Here is a 19,465-nt window from a genome sequence, read left to right as displayed (position 1 = left end):
TCCCTCGACCACACATCAAGCCCTAACCTGCGCATATGACGATTCAACCGACCGCGGTAGATGCAGGAGGCAGTCATGCATAAATTGTTGGTCCTATATCCCAAGCCCGCCGACCCTGACCACTTCCGCGACTACTACGTGACCAACCACCTTCCACTGGTCATGAATTGGCCCGGCCTGCTTGCGTGGCGCTACAGCTTCGACGTGGCGGCGACCAAGGGAGAAGCGCCGTATTTCGCGGTCTTCGAAGCCGACTTCGCTGACGCCGCCGCCATGGCCGCGGCGCGGGAGTCGCCGCACGGCCAGCGGGCGGCCGCCGATGTCGTCAACTACGCCACCGGCGGTGTGGTCGTCATCGACTATCCGGTGCAGGACGGCACCAGCTGAGGCAGGACGGCACGCTCCGGGACGCGTTCGGAGCGTGCCGTTGCGGCCAGGTCCCGGCTATCGGCGGAACGCCGTTCCCGGTTGCCGGTTCGTTGAGCGTCAACGGTGGGCCGATGTCCCGGCCGGATGTCAGGGTGGTTGATGCGTGCGTGCGGCGCGACGGCCGGGACGGCAGCCCGCCAACCTCGAGCAGGCCCGGCATCGCCTTTAAGAACGGTCCAAGCGTTCCGAATCCAATAAGGAATGATGACTGTCATCGGCATTATGGGATGCTCGGCTGCCGTCGCCATGATCAGCCGGCGTGACAGATCTGGAACATGTTTCCCAGAAGCATTAGCCGTTGTCGGTAGTCCCACGATTGGCGACGCGGCAGTCGACGACGAGTCCACTTGCATGGTGTAGAGAAGCGGCAACATCCGGTATCAGGCGTCGGAGCTTGTTGGCGAGGTTGCGCAGGGCGGCGTCGTGATGGTCGCCTGCGGCCTTACGTTTGTCGTAGTGTGCGCGGGCGCCGGGTGATTTGGTGAGCGAGCGTGGAGAAGGCCCACCAATGGCGGGCGTCGCCGAGGCGTTTGTTGCGAACTTTGCGGGCCTTGACGTAGTGAGATCGGCCCGATGACGTGGTCACCGGGGCAGTGCCAGCGAACGCCCTCGAGCCGTGGGCATCGGCGAACTTTTTGGGTCGTCACCGATTTCGGCCGAAACGCGGGCGGCCAGAACCAGTGCAGGAGTTGCACCGCCACGGCAAGCAGTTCGGTTCGAGCCCCGTCAGACTTGCGGAAAGGTCGATGGGAGGCGCGAGAGAATCATGCTGGGAGGGTGGTTATTCGGGTTGCCATACCCGTTCCCCGCCGGTCTCGACGGTGACGAGGCCTGATGATCGGGACCGCTGAGCACGTGTCCGCCAAGCTCGCTGAACTGCATGATGCGGTGCGCTTCGACCGAGTCCAGGCGCTAGTGGATTGGGGCGGCTTGCCTCGTGAATCGGTCGTGGAGTCCTTGCACCGCCTCGGCGAGGAAATCGCACCGGCTCTCCGCCGACACGTGGATGCACCCACGCCCACTTCATCGCACGCCCGACGATCAGAAAGCCTCCCACAATGAACCTGGACCCCCTCACCCCGAAAACACCACGATAGTCCTGGTCGACTACGCCGTGGGGTTCGCGAACATCCTCCGCTCACACGATCTGACCAGCCATATCAACAATGTCGTCGGGTTGGCCAAAACCGCGACGTTGTACGGATCCGGCCTGGTCGTGACGAACGGATTGCCCAGCAAGCCTTCCGGACCGCTGTACCCGGAATTACTCGAGGTCATCGGCGATTTCCCGGTAATCGAACGCTCCACACGGTTCAACAGCTTCCTTGATGACCGGTTTGCGGCGGCTGTGCTCGACACCGGCCGCAAGAAGTTGGTCATCGGTGGAGTTGCGACCGAAGGCTGCGTCCTGCAAACCGTACTCGGAGCTCTTCGCGCCGGGTACGAACCGTACGTCGTTGTCGACGCGAGCGCGACTGTCACGAGCGAAGCGCATGACGCCGCGATCATGCGCATGACTCAGCTCGGCGTCGTGCCGGTCACCTGGTTCTCGGTCGCAGCGGAATTCCAGCTCGATCCACGGTTTGCCGAGACTGGGCATCGAGCGGCGCTCATGCGGGACCATATGCCGTCGATGATGATGAGCGCACGCACGTACTTCGCGGGCCAGGCTGCAGGCGAAGACAACAAGAAATAAACGGAGCGGCGCCGCGGATCACCAGCAGATCATGACGTGCGCGGTTCAACCCGGCACCTGGGGGTCGCGGGAAGGCAGAACGCGCCATTTCGCGGAGTGGATGTTCAGGCACAACGATGTGTCCAGGGGATCAATGACGCTCCCCGAGAACATCCCTGTTCAATGTCGTGTGTCGTGAATGTGTTCTGGTTGCCCGCCGTACAAAGGCGGGCCGGAAGTGACCGGCGGACGAGGACGCTCGGATCCGGGAATTGGAGGAACATATCGACCGAGGTCAGGTTGGCGCGCAACGCGCGGAGTAAGTGGCCCACGGGGATGCCGTGGCCCCGGACGACGGCATGAATGATCGGGGGCCGGATGAACTGGGCTTGTGCGGCCCTCAATGGCAGGCCTGTCGTCTGTGCGTCGATGCATCCGCGATGCATTCGCCGAGCAGTAGTGCAGCGACGGCCTCCGGGGCCTCATGCATTGCATCGTGGCCGGTTGGGAGGTCGTGGACCTGCCACTCGGGATCGGCTTGGAGTCGGGTGCGGAGTTCAGCGAACGGCGTCCGGTCTTCCCATCCCGAGCAGTAGATGAACTCCCGACGGGGGACCTGGGCGAGCGTGCCTGTGAGCCGAATCGTTTGCAAGAATGAGGCGAGGGGATGGGGACGGCGGCGGGGATCACCGCCGTCCGGCGGTCGGACGGCGTAGCCGGTGGTCGCAGCGCCGGCAGCGAACGCTTCCCGGTAGCGCTCGGTCGTCGACGACCAGCACGACTCGCCGTCGCGCGGTACGTAGGCGTCGAGATGCACCAGTCGTGAGACGCGGCCGCGGGCGCGGTCGGCGGCGGCAGCGATCACCATCCCGCCGTAGCTGTGGCCGACCAGCGTCGCGCTGGTGATGTGGGCGCGATCGAGGAGCCGCAATACGTCGTCGGCGTGCGTGTCGAGGTTGGCGGTCGCGACCGTCGCGTTGTCGTCGTCTGGCCGCAGACCGGTCAGGGTCAGGGCGTGAACGGCATGACCGGCACGCTCCAGCAGCGGAACCACCGCCTCAAACGACCAGGAGCCGTGCCAACCGCCGGGCACGAGGACGAACGCCGCCATGCGTTTCTCCTTCTCTCTCAAAGCTGCGGCATCGAGGCACGCTGCCTCGATGACATGTGGTTCGGTCGGGCGCTCTGCGCGACTGAAGACCACTCCGCATCGAGGAAGTATCACCAGATCAAGGTGTGGCTTGCTACCGATAGAAAGCCAACTGATGCCTGTTCACCGCCAACCTCGCCTGGTCGTCGATGTGACGTCACATGTGTGGCCGTCCGGCGGACGCCACCTCCGGTGGCGAAACAAGCGCAGTGCAGTCGCACCGCCCGGATGCTGTAGGGGAAGCCGGCTGACAACGCCACGCTGGCCGAACTCGGGAAGACGATCGGAGCCAGCACCCGCACCCTCAGCCGACGGGCCCGATAGATCGAAATCCCCCAAGTACCAGGCTGTTCCAGTTACCGGTCCGCGTCCCCAGTACAGTCACCTGTTCTCGGTGACTTCGAGACGGGGTTTCCGCGCGGGCCTGCTCGATCGGTGCTTATCCCGGCGTGTCCTGGCTGTGGTTTGTCTATACCGCCTGGAAGTGCCAAAAAGAGCCATCTGCCGTGGTGTCGCCTTCGACCAGCAAGACCCTATTCCCTTGCTCCACCCACATCTGAGGCAAGAGCATGGCCTCAGGATTAGGATCTGTCATCGAGTGGTCACCACGAATGCCGATAACTACTGCATCATCAGAGTCGTGATGGTTGTAGAGGGCCCATTTCAAACCAGGATGACCCTGACACTTGATAGGGCTCCCCCAGCCTTCGAATGCGACTTCGGCGCCTGTCAGTTTATTGCTGAGGATGAACTCGCCATCTCCCACAGTCTGAACCGTCCACTCCTGGAGCGGCCCGTAGTTGCCCTGTTCAGGTGCTGGCAAGATCACACTGACCCGATCGTGAGGGTCGAGCGTCATCACCAGACTATCGCGATCGTTGTGGATGATCTTGTATGTGCCGTCGGTCAGCTCAGCCATGGTCTTGTCCTCACTGTGTGAGCGCTCCGCCACCGAGCTTCCAACCGCCGGTACACGCTGCGCTGATGTCGTAGTCGTCGTCCAGGGCGAATCTCCAAGATCAAGTAAACCAAGCTCGCCACCCCACCGAACCGAATTCCACGCATCCAGCAAGATCACCCCCTTGGCATCTCTGCGCGCCGTCTGACCCTGCCACGGCCCTGTCCGGCCCCGCGCAGGCACGATCTACGAGTCGCTGGGCGTAGGCCACAAAGCGCGGATTGAGGGCTTGGCGGCAACACGCAAGCGATTGCAGCAGATCGTGGTGACACACCGGACCGAACTCCGGCTGCATCGGTTTCAGCAGGGCGTAGCGGTAGTTTGCCCCAGCCGAGGCCCACTCCCGGATTCTCGCCGATGGTGCCTAGGGCCAGCGGATGTTCGGCGTGTCATTGGCGGCCCGGTTGAGTAGGCGAAGTCCTGATAGCTGATTGCAGTGTCGTCCTCGGTCCAGATGAGGTATGGGCGCTCAGGCGCGAAGTCAGTCGCTGCCTCGAAGAGGAGGTACGGAAGTTGAGTGCATCCGGGTCCATCGAGGGTGTTCCTGGGCATCAGAACCGCCCACCGCGTCAGGTTGTGACGCGGTGGGCGGTCGTGGTTCGCGTCTATTGGTTGTAGCCGAAGATCGCGTTCCAGGCCCGTTGGTCGGTGGCGGCGTTGCCGATGGACTCGGTGGGGGTGATTCGGTGCACCTTGGAGTCGGTGAAGTCGGGCAATTGCACGCCGCGCACATTGGGTGCGGCGATGTCGGTGCGGACCGAATACTCGCCCATGTCGGCGAAGACCTGCTGGCCACGTTTGGAGAGATTCCAGTTGAGGAACAGTTTGGCGGCAGCGGTGTTCGTCGCGGTCGAGGCGACCCCGGTGTAGTAGTCGTATGCCGTGACGCCCTCCTCCGGGACGACGAACTTCACCGGCGCGTTGGCGTTGTTCGCGATATTGACGGCGCTGACGACAACGGTGCCCACGTCGATCTGGCCGCGGGCCAGCGCGTCGAGCTGGGCCCCGATCGAATCGAAAACCCTTGCTCCGGAAGCATATTGGCGGAGGTAGTCGTCGCCGAGCGTGGCCCGCTGGAATCGGGTCAGCGCGAGAGCGCTGCCGCCCGCACCGGCTTGGGCGATTCCGCGCTTGTTGGACCACCGGCCGTCCAGTAGTGATCGCCAACTGGTCGGCGCGGCGTCGGTGTGGACCAGCGCGGTGTTATAGCCGAAGGTGTAGACAGGGTCGAAGGTGCGGTAGTATCCGCCGCCCTCGAAGATCACATCGTCGTGCAGGTTCGTTGCGGTCGACGGCTGGTAGGGCTGCAAGACGCCCCGCTCGGCGAGGCCGTGCGCGAATCCGGCGTCGGAGATGCGCACGACGTCGGCCTTGAGTTTGCCTGCGCCGTGCTCGGCGACGATTCGCTCGTACAGGCGGTTGGGGGTCAGCCGGATCTGTTTGACCTTGATACCGGTGTCGGCTTCGAATTGGTGCAGCAGTGTGGCTTCGCTGGCTTGGGTGTAGCCGCTGTAGAGGGTGAGCTTGCCCTCGGCCCTGGCTTGTTTCCAGAGGCTCTGGTCGGCGATCTGCTCGCCGTTGATGATCAGAACGTCGTCTCGTTGGATGCTCTGGGCCGGCCGGGCCAATGGTGGGCCTGCCGGGGGCGGCGCACAGGCGGTGAGTGCAGCCAGGAAGACGGCGCTCAGCCCGATCATGATCTTCTTCATCAGACGGTTTCCTTGGATCCGAGACGGCGCGACAGCACGGCGAGGGTGGCGATGACGACGCAATACAGCAGGCCGAGTTCGGCCGCGGCTTGGAAGGAGCCGTTGTCGTAGGCGTCGAAGATCGCGATCGACAACAATCGGGTGTCGGAGGTGAACAAGAACAGCGCCGCGGTGAGTTCCCGCATGGACAGCATCAACAGCAACAGGAAGGTGGAGGAGAGTCCGACCCGCAGCAGCGGTGCGGTGACGAAGCTGATGGCTCGATGTCTGCGTGCGCCGAGCATGACCGCGCTGTCTTCGAGGTCTTTGTCGAGCTGGATGATCGAGGCCGACACACCGCGGTATCCCTGCGGCATGAACACCGCGACGAAGGCGATGACCAGGACGGCGAGGGTTCCGTAGACCGGTATCGGCATGGCCAGCCAGGTCCACAGCAGGCCGAGTCCGAGCACGACGGCGGGCACGGCGAGCGGCAGCATGGCGAGGTATTCGAGGAGCTTGCGGCCGGGTGCGTTGGTGCGATACCGGGTGTAGGCGAGGGCGAAGCAGAGCGCGGTGCCGATCGTGGCGGTCGCGACGCCGACGGTGACACTGTTGACCACGACGTGGTGGAAGTCGGGATTCTTCAGTGTCTGTCCCATCCCCCACAAGGACAATGCACCGGGGCGGCCCAACTGCCCGAGGTCGGCGACATATGGACTGGTCTGCAAGCTCGCGAGAACGAGCGCGAATACCGGAAGCACCACGGCCAGAGCGCAATACACCCAGGCGAAGACGGCAGCGGGAACGCGCCACCCGCGCAGCGGAACCTTGCGGGCCCGCACACCTTTGCCCGTGACGGTCGTGTACTGCTTACCGGCCATCGCCCGCTGTTGGAACGCGACCACGACAACCAGCAGCACCGTGAGCACGACAGCGACGGCGGCCGCGTCATTGGAACGGGCGGGCGAGGCGTTCATCAGCCGGTAGATCATGGTCGGCAACGTGTCGATGCCGCCTGCTACACCGATGACCTGACCGACCGGAAAGTTCTCTACGGATAGAGCGAAGACGAGGATGCCCGAGCCGACGACGGCGGGCATGACCAGCGGGAAAGTGACCTTGCGCAGCATCTGGGTGAGCTTGGCCCCGTGCAGACTGGCCGCGTCCTCGAGATCGGGGTTCATCAGCGACAGCGCCGAGTGCACCATGAGAAACGGGTACGGCGCGTAGTAGAGGCCGAGGACGAAGATCATTCCGCCGAAGCTGTAGATATTGATCGCATTGGGCAGTCCGATGCTGTTCAAAGCCAGATTGAGGTAGCCGGTGGCGGGCCCGCCCAGCAGTACCCACGCCAGCGAGCCGACGAGTGCGGGCAGGAACAGTGGGGCGATTCCGATGCCGTAGATGAGTTTTCGTCCGGGGATGTCGGTGCGGGCCGCCAAGAAGGCGAGCGTGCAGCCGATCGCCAGCGCCAGCAGTGACGCGCCGATCCCGACGGCGGCCGAGTTCAGCATCGCCGATCGCGCGGTGTCGGAGCCGAGCACGCGGAAGTTGTCCAGGGTGAAGTCGCCGAAGTCGAACAGCGAGGTGCGTTCGATCTTATCGGTGAACGCGCCCATGACGATGAAGAACATCGGGCACAACACAATGAGCGCGAGCAGAGCCAATTGCAGCAACACCGGGAACCAGCGGCGCGGCCGGGGCCGCTTGAATCGGGACGCCGTGGATTTCCGTTCGGGCTCCATATATTCGGAGCGAGGCTGTTCCGTGGTCGGCCCGGTGTCGAGGGCACTCATGCGGGCACCGCCGTCGTCTCGACGCGGTCATCGCGCAGCACCTGGGCGCCACCCGGGATGGCGGTTACCACCGCGCGCTCCCCGATCCCGAGAACCCGGCTGGTGTGGCCGGTGGCGATAGCCTCCACTTCGGGACCGTCATCCAGTGTCACCCGGTAGCGGATCGAGGCGCCCTGATAACTGGCGACTTCGACGCGGCCGGTCCAGGACTGTCCGGTCGGTGTGCTCTCGTCCACCGCCGTGACCAGCAGATCCTCGGGGCGCAGACAGACGATGACCGGTCCGGATTCGGCTGGTGTGGCATCGATTCGGACCGCGATGGACGGAAAGTCGGTCAACTCGACCGCACCGCGTTCTCCGGTGCTGGGCGTGCAGCGGAAGATATTGCCGACACCGAGGAAGTCCGCGATCGAGGCGCAGGTCGGCTTGGTGTAGATCTCCTCCGGAGTGCCGATCTGCACGATGCGCCCCTTGTGCATGAGCGCGATGCGGTCGGCCAGGGCGAACGCCTCGACCTGGTCATGGGTGACGTAGACGGTGGTCAGCCCGAGTCGCAGTTGCAACTCGCGCAATTCCATTCGAAGGCGTTCACGCAGACGAGCGTCGAGGTTGGACAGCGGCTCATCGAGCAGCAGCACGCTCGGGCGCATGACCAGGCTGCGAGCGAGCGCGACCCGCTGCATCTGCCCGCCGCTGAGCAGGCTGGCGCCGCGGTCGGCCAACTCCCGCAGACCCACCAGATCCAAGGCCTCGAGCACCCGCGTACGGATCTCCTGCTTCGCGACCTTCTGCATCCGCAACGAGAACGCGACATTCTCGAATACGGTGCGGTGCGGCCAGACCGCGTACGACTGGAACACCATCCCGACATTGCGCTTGTGCGGCGGAACGGTGCGGCCTTTCGTTGAATCGTGGACAACTCGATCACCGATGGCGATCCGTCCGGCGTCGGGGGTTTCGAGTCCGGCGATGCACCGCATGGTGCTGGTCTTGCCGCATCCGGATTGCCCGAGCAGAACCAGTGATTCGCCGTCGGCGATATCGAGGTCGAGGTCGCGCACCACGGTGTTGCCCGCGTACGCGAGAGTCAGGTTGTCGATCGTGACTTTCATGTGTTTCCTTCATCCTGGACATCAATGTCCATGAGTTCGCCGACTATTCGCCCGGTGGTGATGGATCGGCCCGGGCAATGCGGTCGGCTTGGGGCCGATTGTCGTCGACCACCTCGTCGAGCTGTGGTGATTCGGCAGTTCGCATCAGAATTCCCGGAGGCTCGCCGGAGCCTGACCGTCATGCGGATCCGGCCAGGACCGTCGGCGGCGTGACGAAGAGCTCTGCGGTAGCGATGCGCCTCGCGGCTCGGTGCAAGGTGACGGATTCGAGGCCTGCGTCCGGTGTCGCGGCGATGTCGAGGTGCAGGACACCGGCTGCGGTGCCCAGTCGCAGGGACCCGGGCCACCGGATGCGGGCATTGTCGGCGACAACGCTGCCGGGCACGGTCACCGCGGCCGCCACCGCAACAGCCGAGGTGAGCCCGATCGCGGGATGCGGCGCGAGCATGGAGACCATCCGGACCGACACGTCGTATTCCTCGGCAGTGATAAGTACCCCCGCGCTGGTGCGGTAGTCACGTGGTGTGCCGACGATGCCGACTTTCGGGATCGCGTGCGAAACGGGAGCCCCGGCTCGGTTGAGTCCCATCCGCAGCGAGGATTCTCCGCGTAGCGCGATGAGCAGGGGCACGTGCTCGGCGATCACCTGATTGTCCTCGGCGCCGGTCAGCCCCAGGTCGGCGGCATCGAGCAGCGCGGCGGGGGCACCGGCGCTAACCAGGGTGGCTCGGTAGTCGTTGTCACCGACCGTGAGCCGGTCCCATGCCGCACCGGTCGGCAGCAGTGATCGGTGGTCGGCGGCCAGGTCGGTGAAGGTCAGCGAGACCGGGACGCCGAGCGCGCTGGTGCCCGGGACCGCGGCAGTGCCCTCGGCGGGGGCGATCCCACCCGGGGTGGCAATCTCGGCGGTGAGGATCGCTCCCGTGTTCTGATTGCGCATGCGCACCGTCGTGGTCTCGGCGTCGACCGGGACGAGCCCTGCTTGCAGCGCGTACAGGCCGATCGCTGTCGCGCAGTTTCCGCAGTTGCTGCCCCATTCGACTCGCCGGTCCCCGATCGCCACCTGGGCGAACAGATAGTCGATGTCGATGCCGCGCGTGCTGGAGCGCCGGACGATCGCGGCCTTCGATGTGGTGGAACTGCCGCCGCCGACACCGTCGAGTTGGCGGGGGTCGCCCGAACCGAAGGCCGATGTCAGGATCGCGTCGACCCCGCCCGCCGGGACGATCAAGGGGTCTACATCCACCGCGTTGAAGAGCCAGCACTTGCTGGTCCCTCCGCGCATCCAGGTCCCGCGGAGTGTGAACACCAGTCCGGCCGCCTTTCGCTCGTGAAGAGAATTGTGAAGCACCGCACACGCCGAACCTGTTCATGAGGTGAGTCACGGTGACAGGGACAAGCGTGCGTCATCGGAGACTGGAGTACAATTTCGAAAATCTCGATGAGACTTAACTTCTACTAAACTCTGGGGCTGCGCCGTGCTCGACCCTCGTCGCCTGTTGCTGCTGATCGAGGTGGTGCGCGCGGGCTCCATCACGGCAGCCGCGGCCAGGCTCAGCTACACGACCTCCGCGGTCTCCCAGCAGATTGCCAAGCTCGAGAACGAGGCCGGCCAACCGCTGCTGGAGCGGCATGCGCGCGGCATCCGGCTGACCGAGGCGGGGGCAACGCTGGCTCGTCGTGCCGAGCGCATCGAGACTCAACTGCTTGCCGCGCGCAGAGAGCTCGACGACATCGCTGGACTCCGCTCGGGCACCGTGCGGATCGGAACATTTCCCACGGCCGGATCCAGCCTGTTGCCGTCGGTGGTCAAACTGTTCAAGGCTCGTCATCCAGCTGTGGCGCTGACTGTGCGCAGCTCCCGATTCGCGCAATTGCGTGCCATGCTCGATACGCGTGAGGTCGAACTGTCGCTGCTCTGGGACTATGAATGGGCTCGCGTCGACGATCAGGAGCTCGCGGTGCATGAACTCCTGATCGATCCACCGACGCTCGTCGTATCGGTCAACCATCGCTTCGCGGATCGGAAAACGATCGCGATGCACGAACTCGCCGATGAGCAATGGATTATTCGTGCGGACCAGCATCCGGTCGGGCTCGCCCTGGAAAGGGCTTGCAACGCAGCAGGATTCACCCCTGTCGTCGCATTCGCGGCCAACGATTATCAGGAAGCGCAGGCGATGGTGGCGGTCGACCTCGGTGTTTCGCTGGCGCCCCGACTTGCGCTGTCGAATCTGCGAGAGGACGTCCGCGTGATTCCGCTGACCGACGGAGCTCCATCCCGGCGAGTTCTACTCGCGCACTTGGCCGAACAGCGTCTCACGCCAGCCGCGAACACACTCCTCGAGACGTTCGAGGAAGTCGCCAAAGGCTTTGTCGAACGATCCCTCACGGGCCGCCGCTACTAGCGCGTTCCCCGAAGGGAATTTCGTCGGTTGTGAAGGCCTGCGCAGCGCGGGAAGGTGAAACTGGTGGGGTGTCAGTGCGAGTGGGCGCGGTGGTGTTCGCGCTGATGCACGAGCCAGCCTGGTTCGGTTTCGTCGTAACAACCCGCTGGCCGGCCGTCAGGGGAAAGTTGCCGTGGAGGGCACATCGGTTTCTCGACGATGCGCACTGGCTCCGCCTGCTCCGCACCACCGGAGCGGTCTACCAATTCCGGCACGCCGAACTACAAGACCACCTCACACACACCGAAAAGACCATCACATCCACTACTACGCTGGCTTGACCGCGTACCAAGGAACCCACAGCACGACCGCGCAATAGACCCAGCCCTCAAGGGGTGCGGTGCTGATGTCCATGCACCACAACAGATCCGAGGCATCGACGGTGAAGCGCAGGTTGGCCAGATCCGATGAGTTCGGCCGCAGGATCACTGCATCGACCGTTCAACCCGCTTGCGGTCCAACCGGATTCCCCTTCCCAGCCAAACCTCGGCATGCACGCGTCGAGCACCCTAGGTGCCGCAGGTGGCGACATGGATCTCGGTGATCACTGTGGTCAGTTCGGTTTCGGCGTGTGTCCGCGCCGCTGGCCCGCGGCCGCGCCCGTTGGTTCTGACCGCGATGCTGTGGCCGGTCGGCGCACCGGCGGTAGCGGCGTCACTGGTGCTGCTCGTCGCGGCGGGCTGGCAGGTCACGCCCGGATGAGCGCGGCGAAAGGCGCGCAGGGGTACTGCCAAGCGCCCGAAGGACCCGCTGCTGCTTGAAAAGCGAAGTAGCATGGACATTTTCAACAGCTCTGCCGGCCTGCCCGATTTCTGCGTACTGGTAGGCGCCTGATCGAACCGACGGCCGTAGCGACGTTGGAACGGCTATCCAGCGGACATTGATCGGCGCCGTTCGGGTGTGTCAGTCGCCGACCCAGAAGTCCATTTCGCGTAGTTTGATGTCTTTGATGGCTTGGAATTTCTCGCCTTTCCACAACCATGGCTGCCAGAACTGGTTGTCTTTCAATCCGTCCCAAACAACCGGCTGGTGGGGCGATCCCATGCCGGGTTGGCCATGAAAGTGCACCTGGTCACCGATGGGCGCGGCTTGGCAGTGCTGGTGACCGTTGGGCAGGCCAACGACGCTCTTGTATTGGCGCCGTTGCTCGACACGATGGTCGTGCCGCGCCTCAAGGGTGGGCCGCCTCGACGCAATCCGCGAGTGGTGATCGCCGACAAGGCCTACTCTTCGGCCGCCGATCAACCATATGTCGATCCGGTGGGACCCGAGTACAGGCTCCTGGAAAGATTGCCGCGCGCCTCCGGAACAGTCACTCTGTGGCGCCACGACGACACAAGCGGGAGGACCGACATCACTGTCAGATTCGACGATTCACAGCGCAGCCAATGTCGGATCGATTCCTTCTGGACCAACCACTCGGTGGACGAACTCATCGATTGGTGGCGCTCCGCACCGCTGTAACCGAACCATCCGAAACCTGAAGTGGGGCAACCGCATCCGGCGCAGGTACCTGGCATTTGCAGCCGTCGTCGGCGCTGAACCATCCACCGAGATTCCGCGCACGTCCGGCGATGATGTCGATCAGGTGCCGGTTGATGATGCCGCGTCGCCGAAGGTAGTGCGCAGACGGTCGTCAGTAGTCATCGTGTCGGTGGATTCACGGCGGTAACGATCCTTCGTCCGGCTACCTTTGAGAACCAGGATTGATCCGGTGGCGGGCGAGTCGACCTCCAGCGAGGTGGTTCGGCCAGCAGTAACGGACACATCCGATCTAGGTTGCCTGCGGTCGGCCTGGGTAATCGGTTGGACCATGACCAACGAGCTCACGCCCAGTTCGGGATGGTGGCTGCGCGAAACAACGCGAAACCCCTGGCGGACATACAACCGGATCGCTTGGGTGTTGGAATCGCGTACATGCAGGCCGAGCCAGTCGACGCCGGCTTCCTCAGCGGCCCACTTGAATAGCTCTGCGCACAAGCCATCGGCGACGCCTTGGCCCCGGTGGGACGGATCAACATAGGTGCCCCCACACTGCTGGCATCCTCGGATATCCAATGTTGGGGAATAGCTCGCCGACTGCTGCCTTCACTGCAGGCTCGAGGACGACAAAGCGCACACTCACACGCACCCGTGGAGCGGTTGTCCGCCAACGGATCTCGGACACTGCCAGAGCCAGCTCCGGCGACGCAGGCACATGCCGAATTGAGTATGTCCGTGTGGCGCTAGTACGCATCGGTGCTGCCGCCAGCCCCCTGCGCACGAGCCCGTACCGGCCTGGTATGAGCAGGTACGGGCACGTGCCGTTCAGCCGCAGTGCACTTTGAATACCTGCCACTCGTCATCACCGATGAGGCCGCCCCAGTCGATGCATTCGCCCTTTGCCTCGACCTTCACCGGACCCGCGAACTCGGTGTATTCGGCGTCGTCGACGACTACGGCGCGACTATCCCCTGACCGCCGGAGCCCGGCGCCCATCCGCACGGGTTTCCCCGGCTGGTCCCGGACGGTGACAACGCAATTGTTCTTACCGTTGTAGGTCAGAAAGGCGGTGCCACCGACGATGTCGTGCGAATCGATCACGTCATATCCCTTACCGCACTGACCACCGTAGGTTGCCGCGGATGCCGTCGCGGGGAGGAATACCGCCATCCCGGCAGTGATTCCGATTACGCTCGCACACACGGCAATTGTCTTCTTGGCGTTGATCACGTAGAAACCTCTTCTTCTTGAAATGCAGTCTCGCGTACGCGGGTAGCGCAAGATCTCCGAACGGCACTCGACGCTATAGACACACCGTCGACGGCTTACCAGAAGAAACGCTGTGCACCACATGATGGTTCACTCTGTTGCGAAATTTCCCGTTCCCCTCTGGCTGTCGTGGAAGCATCGGACGACCGCAACCGACTCGCACCGCCCGAGAGTGATTCCATCTGCGTCAGTAGTTTGTCGTCGCGATCTGCGATCCCAGCAGGGATGCTGTCACCATCCGCCAAGATCGAGAACTCCCTGGGCAACCTCCAAGTCTGGCAAGCGACCGCCGGAGAATTGGACCGGCACCTCAAACGGCTGGTGAGCCTGGGGCTGCGCCGCAAAGCCAAGCAGCACAAGATCGTCCTGCGCGCCATGATGCAGATCGCCGTCCGCCACGGCGCCGTCGAGACGAACCCGATCGACGGCGTCGGCGCATTCACCAGGCGCAAGAAGCAAGCCCGCGGCAAGGTCCAAGACCAGCACGCGCTGCCAGCCTTCCGCGCCCAGGTCCGCGCATGGGCTCGCGGTGAGGCGATTCCCGGGACTCCGGCCTACACGACCGGACCAGCGCGGGACTGGGCAGTGGTATGGGTGATCGACGTGATCACCGGAACCGGCATGCGCCCCCACGAGGTATTCGCGCTGCTCCTCGGCGATATCGATCTCGAGGCCGAAGACCCTTACCTGGACATCACCGGAACCCTGGTCGAGCAGAAGGGCAAAGGCACCGGCGGATGGGCCCGCAAGCCCGCACCGAAGACCGAAAACGGATGGCGCCGAATCCTGTTGCCGAAACACACCATCGAAGCCATCCGCGAGGCCATCGACTACCTGAAAACCTCAGGGCAGCCGAACCCGATGGGCTTGCTCTCCCCCTCCCCGGTCGGGACAGTGCGCAACCCGAACAACTTCGGCCGGACCTGGCGCGCTGCCCGCGGCGAAACCTTCGCATGGATCACCCCGCGAACCTTCCGCAAGGGCGCCGCCACCGAGGTCGATCGCGAGTACGGCGACCCAGAACGGGCAGCCCGGCAACTGGGCAACACCACCGCGGTGGCCAAGGGCCACTACATCGACATCCCCGAGACCGTTCCCGACAACCGGGACGTCCTCGAACGATGGGCACGCGGCGAATGAGCTCGAAAATATGACATTTTGATGCGATCCGCTCAAATCCCAGCCCGAACCTGAGATCAGAAAACCCCTTCCGACCGAGGTCGGAAGGGGTTTCTTTGTCGGGCTGACAGGATTTGAACCTGCGACCACCTGACCCCCAGGACTGATCACCACGCCTTTGTGCACGTCACGCACGGTTCGCATCCGGGCCCAGTCCGCCTGCGCCCTCGCAATGTTCATTGTCGCGCGGGACGTGTGGTCCCCATCTGGTCCCCGGATTCACGGTGGAAGGCGCCGCCCGTCGCGACCTACCGCAGCGACCGACCGCTGACACCAATGCACAAGGCCCGCTTGCCGACTTCGAGACTGGATCGGTCGCGACGCTGGCTGCGTCAATGGCGTTTGTTCATGTTGGCCAACAATTCCCGGTTGGCGGCGCAGCGGCGGCGAGTTCTTGGTCGCGTTCGTCGAGCTGGGCTGGCGGAGACTGAAGGTGCCGTGCACTCCCTGCGTGCCTATTCAGCCGAAGGTGCTCAGTCGTCCACCTCTCCCACTTCCTCGTCGGCGCTGCGATTTCGATCCTGCGGTGCTTCGTGGCAGTCCTGCCGATCGATCCGACGACTAAGAACTCGGCGTCGCCCCTCGGGGGGCATAGCCGATCCGTGGATCCACTGGTGACTCGTGTTGTTGAGGTCGGGCACAACTCGGCCGCCGACGAGGTCGTCCAGCTTCGCCGACAGCAACTTCAGGGTGACGGTGTCCGTAATTGCGACCTCCTGGTCACCGATCGAGAGCCTGTAGGCCCCTTCGAGTACCAGTTCGTAGCTGCCCGCAGGATCGAGTTGGGCAACAATGTGCGACTCAAGTTCGAAAGGCTGCCACGCCGTGACCACGACCTGGCCCTCGATCATCGCCTCGGCATGCAGTGCATCGCGGATCTCGTCAACCGTGACCTCATCCAAACGCGGAATGCGAATCGGTGTAGCCGTGCGTGTTTGGATGCAATTGAGTGCACGGAGGTAGGCGAACTCGGCGGGAGCGATCATTACCACTCCTTCTGGCACTCTCTGCAAATCCAGAAATGGACCGTACTTCCCCGCAACCTGCACCATGTTCGGGTAGGTCATAGACGCTATCAGCGCGATTGCAGGCCATGCTTCGCCTATCTCAGCACCGCTGACCTTCCGCAGCTTGAATTGCAAGTTACTGACATTTGACTCGCCGTCGAGGGTCCCGTGCGTCACCAACAAGCCAGACTGATCCGTCCCATCGATCCGCACCCCGGTTCTGTCCGGACCGATCGAGGATTTCATCTCCAATCGCACGTCGGGTACCACCGTGCCGTCGTTGGTTACAACCCGGACCCGAATCTCGTGCTGCTTGCTGTCCGCCTGCGTGACCTGCACCTGTACAGCCTCGGCTTTGCTGCCGAGCCCACCCGGAAGATCTATCTCGAAGGCTGCTGGTGCGCTGAGTGGCGTCCCGTACTTGCGCCAACTGTCGTACGCAGCTTGGTCGAACTCCGGGTCGTCGATGGCGAAGTTCAGCTTGATCGGAATAGGTCGCTCATTGAGCGATTCGTCGAAGCGAGCGTAGATCCGAAAGGTCAGACACGAACCGTCCGAACCAACTCTCTGTGTTGCGGCGATCAACCCCGGAGTGTTGACGACGAGATCGGGGACGTGCGGATCAAGACTGACGCCGTAGCGGAAATGCGGGTCGCCATCGAGAGCCGACTGAAGGCGCAGCAGATGCTCCTCGGACTCCGCAGGCGTAAGAAGAGCCGTCTGATCGCCCTGATCGACCAGACTCTCGTCGCGCTGGAGGATCTTCGCGACGTCGGCAACCGCGTTCCTAATGCGCTCGCTGCCGCCGTTCAGGTAGTAATCGGTGACATACCAGTGCTTCGCAACCCAGGCCTCGCACGCATTCAACCCCTTCCAGTCAACGATCCGCCCCGAGGCTGACCGCCACTGGTCGATCTGCGCACGTTCGCCAGGGGTGAGCGGGTCTCGCTTCTCCTCAGCCGAGGCAGCCAGCCTCGGCTCGTCGGCAAACATGTCAGCGATCACGTCGTCGGGCATTGCCGCGAACCACGTAACGTTCTCCGGTGTCGGATCCAGAGGCATCACCACGTACCAGTCACCGACTGGAATTTCCTTGCGTGCAAGCCCAAACATGAGTCGGCGAAACGACTTCTCGATCTGTGTCTTCTGATCGCCGGTAAGGTTCAACGCGAACTTCTTGACCTGATAGACGTCCCATACTTCGCCTCGATCTCCGAGCCGCGGAACGATGAGATCTAGCCCGTAGTCCCCCTGTGATGGCCGGATCCGTTTCGCGCGGGGGTGCTCGTTGTACAGCAAATTAGATACAACGGCTTCGATCTCGTCTCCCCCGAGAGCTGCCCACGGCACACGAGCCATCACAGGTTCCTTCGCTTTACGTCAAACTCACGACATCAAAGATCGATCGTAAGGCCGATCCTCGATGTTTCGCCCCAACGCCATCCCCGCCTTCTCCTCCGAGTGGTGCGGTATTATAACTCCGTCCACGAGGCTCAGTACGTGGTGAACGTGGGCGATCGAGTGCTGTTGGTGGTTGCTATTCGTTCGAGGCACCGACCGAGCATCTGCGCCCACCCCCTAACAGCCGGATGGTGGCACCAACCTCACGAGATAGCACAACCAGGCCAGGCGTTAGATATCCGCTGGGCTCCTGTAGGCTATTGAATCATTCGGCGAACGAATTCATTATGAGCCTCCGCATTCCCTCGCATGTGCTCAACTACCGCACGGAAAGTGTCATTGGTGAGCACCTGCGAGTCGCGGCATGCGGCTTCGAGAAAAACGCCCGACGGTAGGGCGCCTGCGAATGCGCTTCTCAGATTTGATAAAAATTCGGCGCGACAGTATCGAAAAGGTACCGAGACCTGAGACTCTAAAGTCCTAAGCTTGGAATCAAGTGTCCTTGCAGGTTCCGGCCCTACTATTAGAACCAACTTGAGCGGCGGAAAAGTGTTCAATTTATACTTGACAGTTTCAACATACTCCTGAAGCGCCCTCGCGTCCTTCGTGGGCAAAGAATAGGCCCGCGCAGTACTCTTTGCTTCTACAAGTACAGTGAAAGGCATTGCGCCCGCTTGAGTCGCGATACAGATTAAGTCAACTCGTCTTTCTCCCCGTGAAGTGCTTGCGACGATAAAGCCAAATGACTGAAACAGAACGCTCAACTGCTGTTCGAAGCGCTCCTCTACCGCTTTGTCCCCATATCGCGTTACAACCGATTCATCGCGTCTTGCCAACTTCCCGATCTCCCGCGTATTGACAAGTGGGCCCCAGAGCTTATCCCGCAGATAGCGATCCCGTGCGTCCCGCTTCTCGACTGCATCCTTTGCCCGTCTTGCGATGGCCTCGACGAATACGTGACCAATCTTGAGATGTTCTTTATGCGGACTAGTTGTCGCTATCTGGGAAATGTTCTGCATGTCCCAAAATATAAACAGATCCCACCCATTCTCAGTGAGCCCGACAACAGCGGATCCGACGACCTCTGTGAATAAAGCGCCCCAGTATGCAGAACAGAAGTAGGAAATCATATGCCGCTCGAGGGAGGTATCCGCGCCGGAATCTTCCATGTAGATGTCGCGCTGAAAGGACTTCAAGAACGGCGTCCATCTTCCGCCTCTGCCTTTCGCGAAGCAAGGTTCTGCAAATGGCAGCGCTGCAACAAAATGATAAGCGAGTCGCAGGCTCGCTTCTCGCCACCGCGAATCAGAATCCTCCAATGGAGTTTCACAAAACGATTTATCTCGCCTGAGGATGGGTATCCATGCGTCTTTAATCGCTTCTACACCATCTGCAACGTACGCGATGTCTAGCGAGGCGTAATCGACTCCGCTGGGCGACGGAATGTCTAGCACCGCATTCAGGTTTGGTGCGTTCAGAAAATGTAGCGCTCCACCACTCATGTCAGGCACGCGTCGATACTATGCCGGCGACCAGGAACCGACGAGTGGACCGACGCAATATCTGCGCACGTCCCTGAATGGCGTGAACCACTGCCGGGCAACCAGTCTCATGGCCACCGGCGCGAACGCCGCAACGCCGACACCCAGCGTGGAACCCATAGCGGCGGCCTATGACTGGATCCGAGCGGGACCGAGCAGGCCTGTGCCGAGTAAGGATGCGACCGTAACGCGCTCCCTTAGTGCCGGGAGAATGACGGGACAGTGCCGGGACTCTGCCGGGACCAACTGAGTCCCGGCAGAGTCCCGGCACCGAAGGATAGAAATCCTGTCTGATCTGCGCCTTCGGCGCAGGGCTCTCGCTCTGCCC

Annotated in this window: 17 protein-coding genes; 6 read left to right on the top strand and 11 right to left on the bottom strand. The window is 62.7% G+C overall.

The window, feature by feature from the left end; translation table 11 throughout:
* Positions 1-75: 75 nt before the first annotated feature.
* A complete protein-coding gene (locus ON44_RS39500) occupies positions 76-387 on the top strand; it encodes an EthD family reductase (protein ID WP_040699961.1) in 312 nt (103 codons plus the stop codon).
* A 1,048-nt stretch (positions 388-1,435) separates the two neighbouring features.
* Complete coding sequence (locus ON44_RS39495) at positions 1,436-2,125, top strand: isochorismatase family protein (RefSeq protein WP_083898437.1); 690 nt, start codon at positions 1,436-1,438, stop codon at positions 2,123-2,125.
* Between the two features lie 379 nt (positions 2,126-2,504).
* On the opposite strand, the gene ON44_RS39490 is transcribed toward ON44_RS39495, so the two are convergent.
* The 6 genes from ON44_RS39490 to ON44_RS39465 all read right to left on the bottom strand — a co-directional run bounded on the left by ON44_RS39490 (position 2,505) and on the right by ON44_RS39465 (position 10,096).
* Positions 2,505-3,215 (bottom strand): alpha/beta fold hydrolase, encoded by a 711-nt coding sequence (locus ON44_RS39490; RefSeq protein ID WP_040699911.1) that lies wholly within the window; start codon positions 3,213-3,215, stop codon positions 2,505-2,507.
* Positions 3,216-3,723: 508 nt separating this feature from the next.
* Positions 3,724-4,173, bottom strand: coding sequence for a ricin-type beta-trefoil lectin domain protein (locus ON44_RS39485; protein WP_157187542.1), 450 nt, complete (start codon positions 4,171-4,173; stop codon positions 3,724-3,726).
* 644 nt (positions 4,174-4,817) lie between these two features.
* Positions 4,818-5,921, bottom strand: a complete 1,104-nt coding sequence (locus ON44_RS39480; RefSeq protein WP_051183047.1) for an ABC transporter substrate-binding protein — start codon at positions 5,919-5,921, stop codon at positions 4,818-4,820.
* The gene (locus ON44_RS39475) at positions 5,921-7,699 is read right to left on the bottom strand and encodes an ABC transporter permease (protein ID WP_245567520.1); all 1,779 of its coding nucleotides are present in this window, start codon (positions 7,697-7,699) and stop codon (positions 5,921-5,923) included. The genes ON44_RS39480 and ON44_RS39475 overlap by 1 nt, the downstream gene beginning before the upstream one ends.
* The gene (locus ON44_RS39470) at positions 7,696-8,811 is read right to left on the bottom strand and encodes an ABC transporter ATP-binding protein (protein WP_040699908.1); all 1,116 of its coding nucleotides are present in this window, start codon (positions 8,809-8,811) and stop codon (positions 7,696-7,698) included. The genes ON44_RS39475 and ON44_RS39470 overlap by 4 nt, the downstream gene beginning before the upstream one ends.
* Positions 8,812-8,989: 178 nt before the next feature.
* The gene (locus ON44_RS39465; protein ID WP_174415244.1) at positions 8,990-10,096 is read right to left on the bottom strand and encodes a PrpF domain-containing protein; all 1,107 of its coding nucleotides are present in this window, start codon (positions 10,094-10,096) and stop codon (positions 8,990-8,992) included.
* Between the two features lie 193 nt (positions 10,097-10,289).
* Here ON44_RS39465 and ON44_RS39460 point away from each other — a divergent pair, with 193 nt between their 5' ends.
* Positions 10,290-11,219 carry a LysR family transcriptional regulator gene (locus ON44_RS39460; RefSeq protein ID WP_083898436.1) on the top strand — a complete coding sequence of 310 codons (930 nt, stop codon included), beginning with the start codon at positions 10,290-10,292 and terminating at the stop codon, positions 11,217-11,219.
* A gap of 306 nt (positions 11,220-11,525) precedes the next feature.
* Here ON44_RS39460 and ON44_RS51045 read toward each other — a convergent pair whose 3' ends face one another.
* Positions 11,526-11,687 carry a hypothetical protein gene (locus tag ON44_RS51045; RefSeq protein WP_157187541.1) on the bottom strand — a complete coding sequence of 54 codons (162 nt, stop codon included), beginning with the start codon at positions 11,685-11,687 and terminating at the stop codon, positions 11,526-11,528.
* Between the two features lie 93 nt (positions 11,688-11,780).
* On the opposite strand from ON44_RS51045, the gene ON44_RS39450 reads away from it, so the two are divergent.
* On the top strand, positions 11,781-11,960 hold the full coding sequence (locus tag ON44_RS39450; protein WP_157187540.1) for a hypothetical protein: 180 nt from the start codon (positions 11,781-11,783) through the stop codon (positions 11,958-11,960).
* A gap of 252 nt (positions 11,961-12,212) precedes the next feature.
* On the top strand, positions 12,213-12,722 hold the full coding sequence (locus ON44_RS47490; RefSeq protein WP_169338151.1) for a transposase: 510 nt from the start codon (positions 12,213-12,215) through the stop codon (positions 12,720-12,722).
* Between the two features lie 120 nt (positions 12,723-12,842).
* Here the strand turns inward: ON44_RS47490 and ON44_RS39440 are convergent, their stop codons facing one another.
* Both ON44_RS39440 and ON44_RS39435 read right to left on the bottom strand, forming a co-directional pair.
* Entirely contained in the window at positions 12,843-13,316 is a 474-nt protein-coding gene (locus ON44_RS39440; RefSeq protein ID WP_083898435.1) for a GNAT family N-acetyltransferase, read from the bottom strand.
* Positions 13,317-13,565: 249 nt separating this feature from the next.
* Positions 13,566-13,970 (bottom strand): hypothetical protein, encoded by a 405-nt coding sequence (locus ON44_RS39435; protein WP_218007749.1) that lies wholly within the window; start codon positions 13,968-13,970, stop codon positions 13,566-13,568.
* A gap of 264 nt (positions 13,971-14,234) precedes the next feature.
* Here ON44_RS39435 and ON44_RS39430 point away from each other — a divergent pair, with 264 nt between their 5' ends.
* Positions 14,235-15,149, top strand: a complete 915-nt coding sequence (locus tag ON44_RS39430; protein WP_040699904.1) for a site-specific integrase — start codon at positions 14,235-14,237, stop codon at positions 15,147-15,149.
* A 512-nt stretch (positions 15,150-15,661) separates the two neighbouring features.
* Here the strand turns inward: ON44_RS39430 and ON44_RS39425 are convergent.
* Positions 15,662-17,554: a hypothetical protein gene (locus ON44_RS39425; RefSeq protein WP_157187538.1), complete on the bottom strand. Its 1,893-nt coding sequence runs from the start codon at positions 17,552-17,554 to the stop codon at positions 15,662-15,664.
* A 299-nt stretch (positions 17,555-17,853) separates the two neighbouring features.
* On the bottom strand, positions 17,854-19,098 hold the full coding sequence (locus tag ON44_RS39420) for a restriction endonuclease FokI C-terminal domain-containing protein (protein ID WP_506333359.1): 1,245 nt from the start codon (positions 19,096-19,098) through the stop codon (positions 17,854-17,856).
* Positions 19,099-19,465 lie beyond the last annotated feature (367 nt).

Origin of the sequence: Nocardia vinacea NBRC 16497, assembly GCF_000308835.1 — a bacterium.
GTDB lineage: Bacteria > Actinomycetota > Actinomycetes > Mycobacteriales > Mycobacteriaceae > Nocardia > Nocardia vinacea.
The sequence above is the reverse complement of the archived record's forward strand: the minus strand, read 5'-3'. Positions and strand labels throughout refer to the sequence as shown.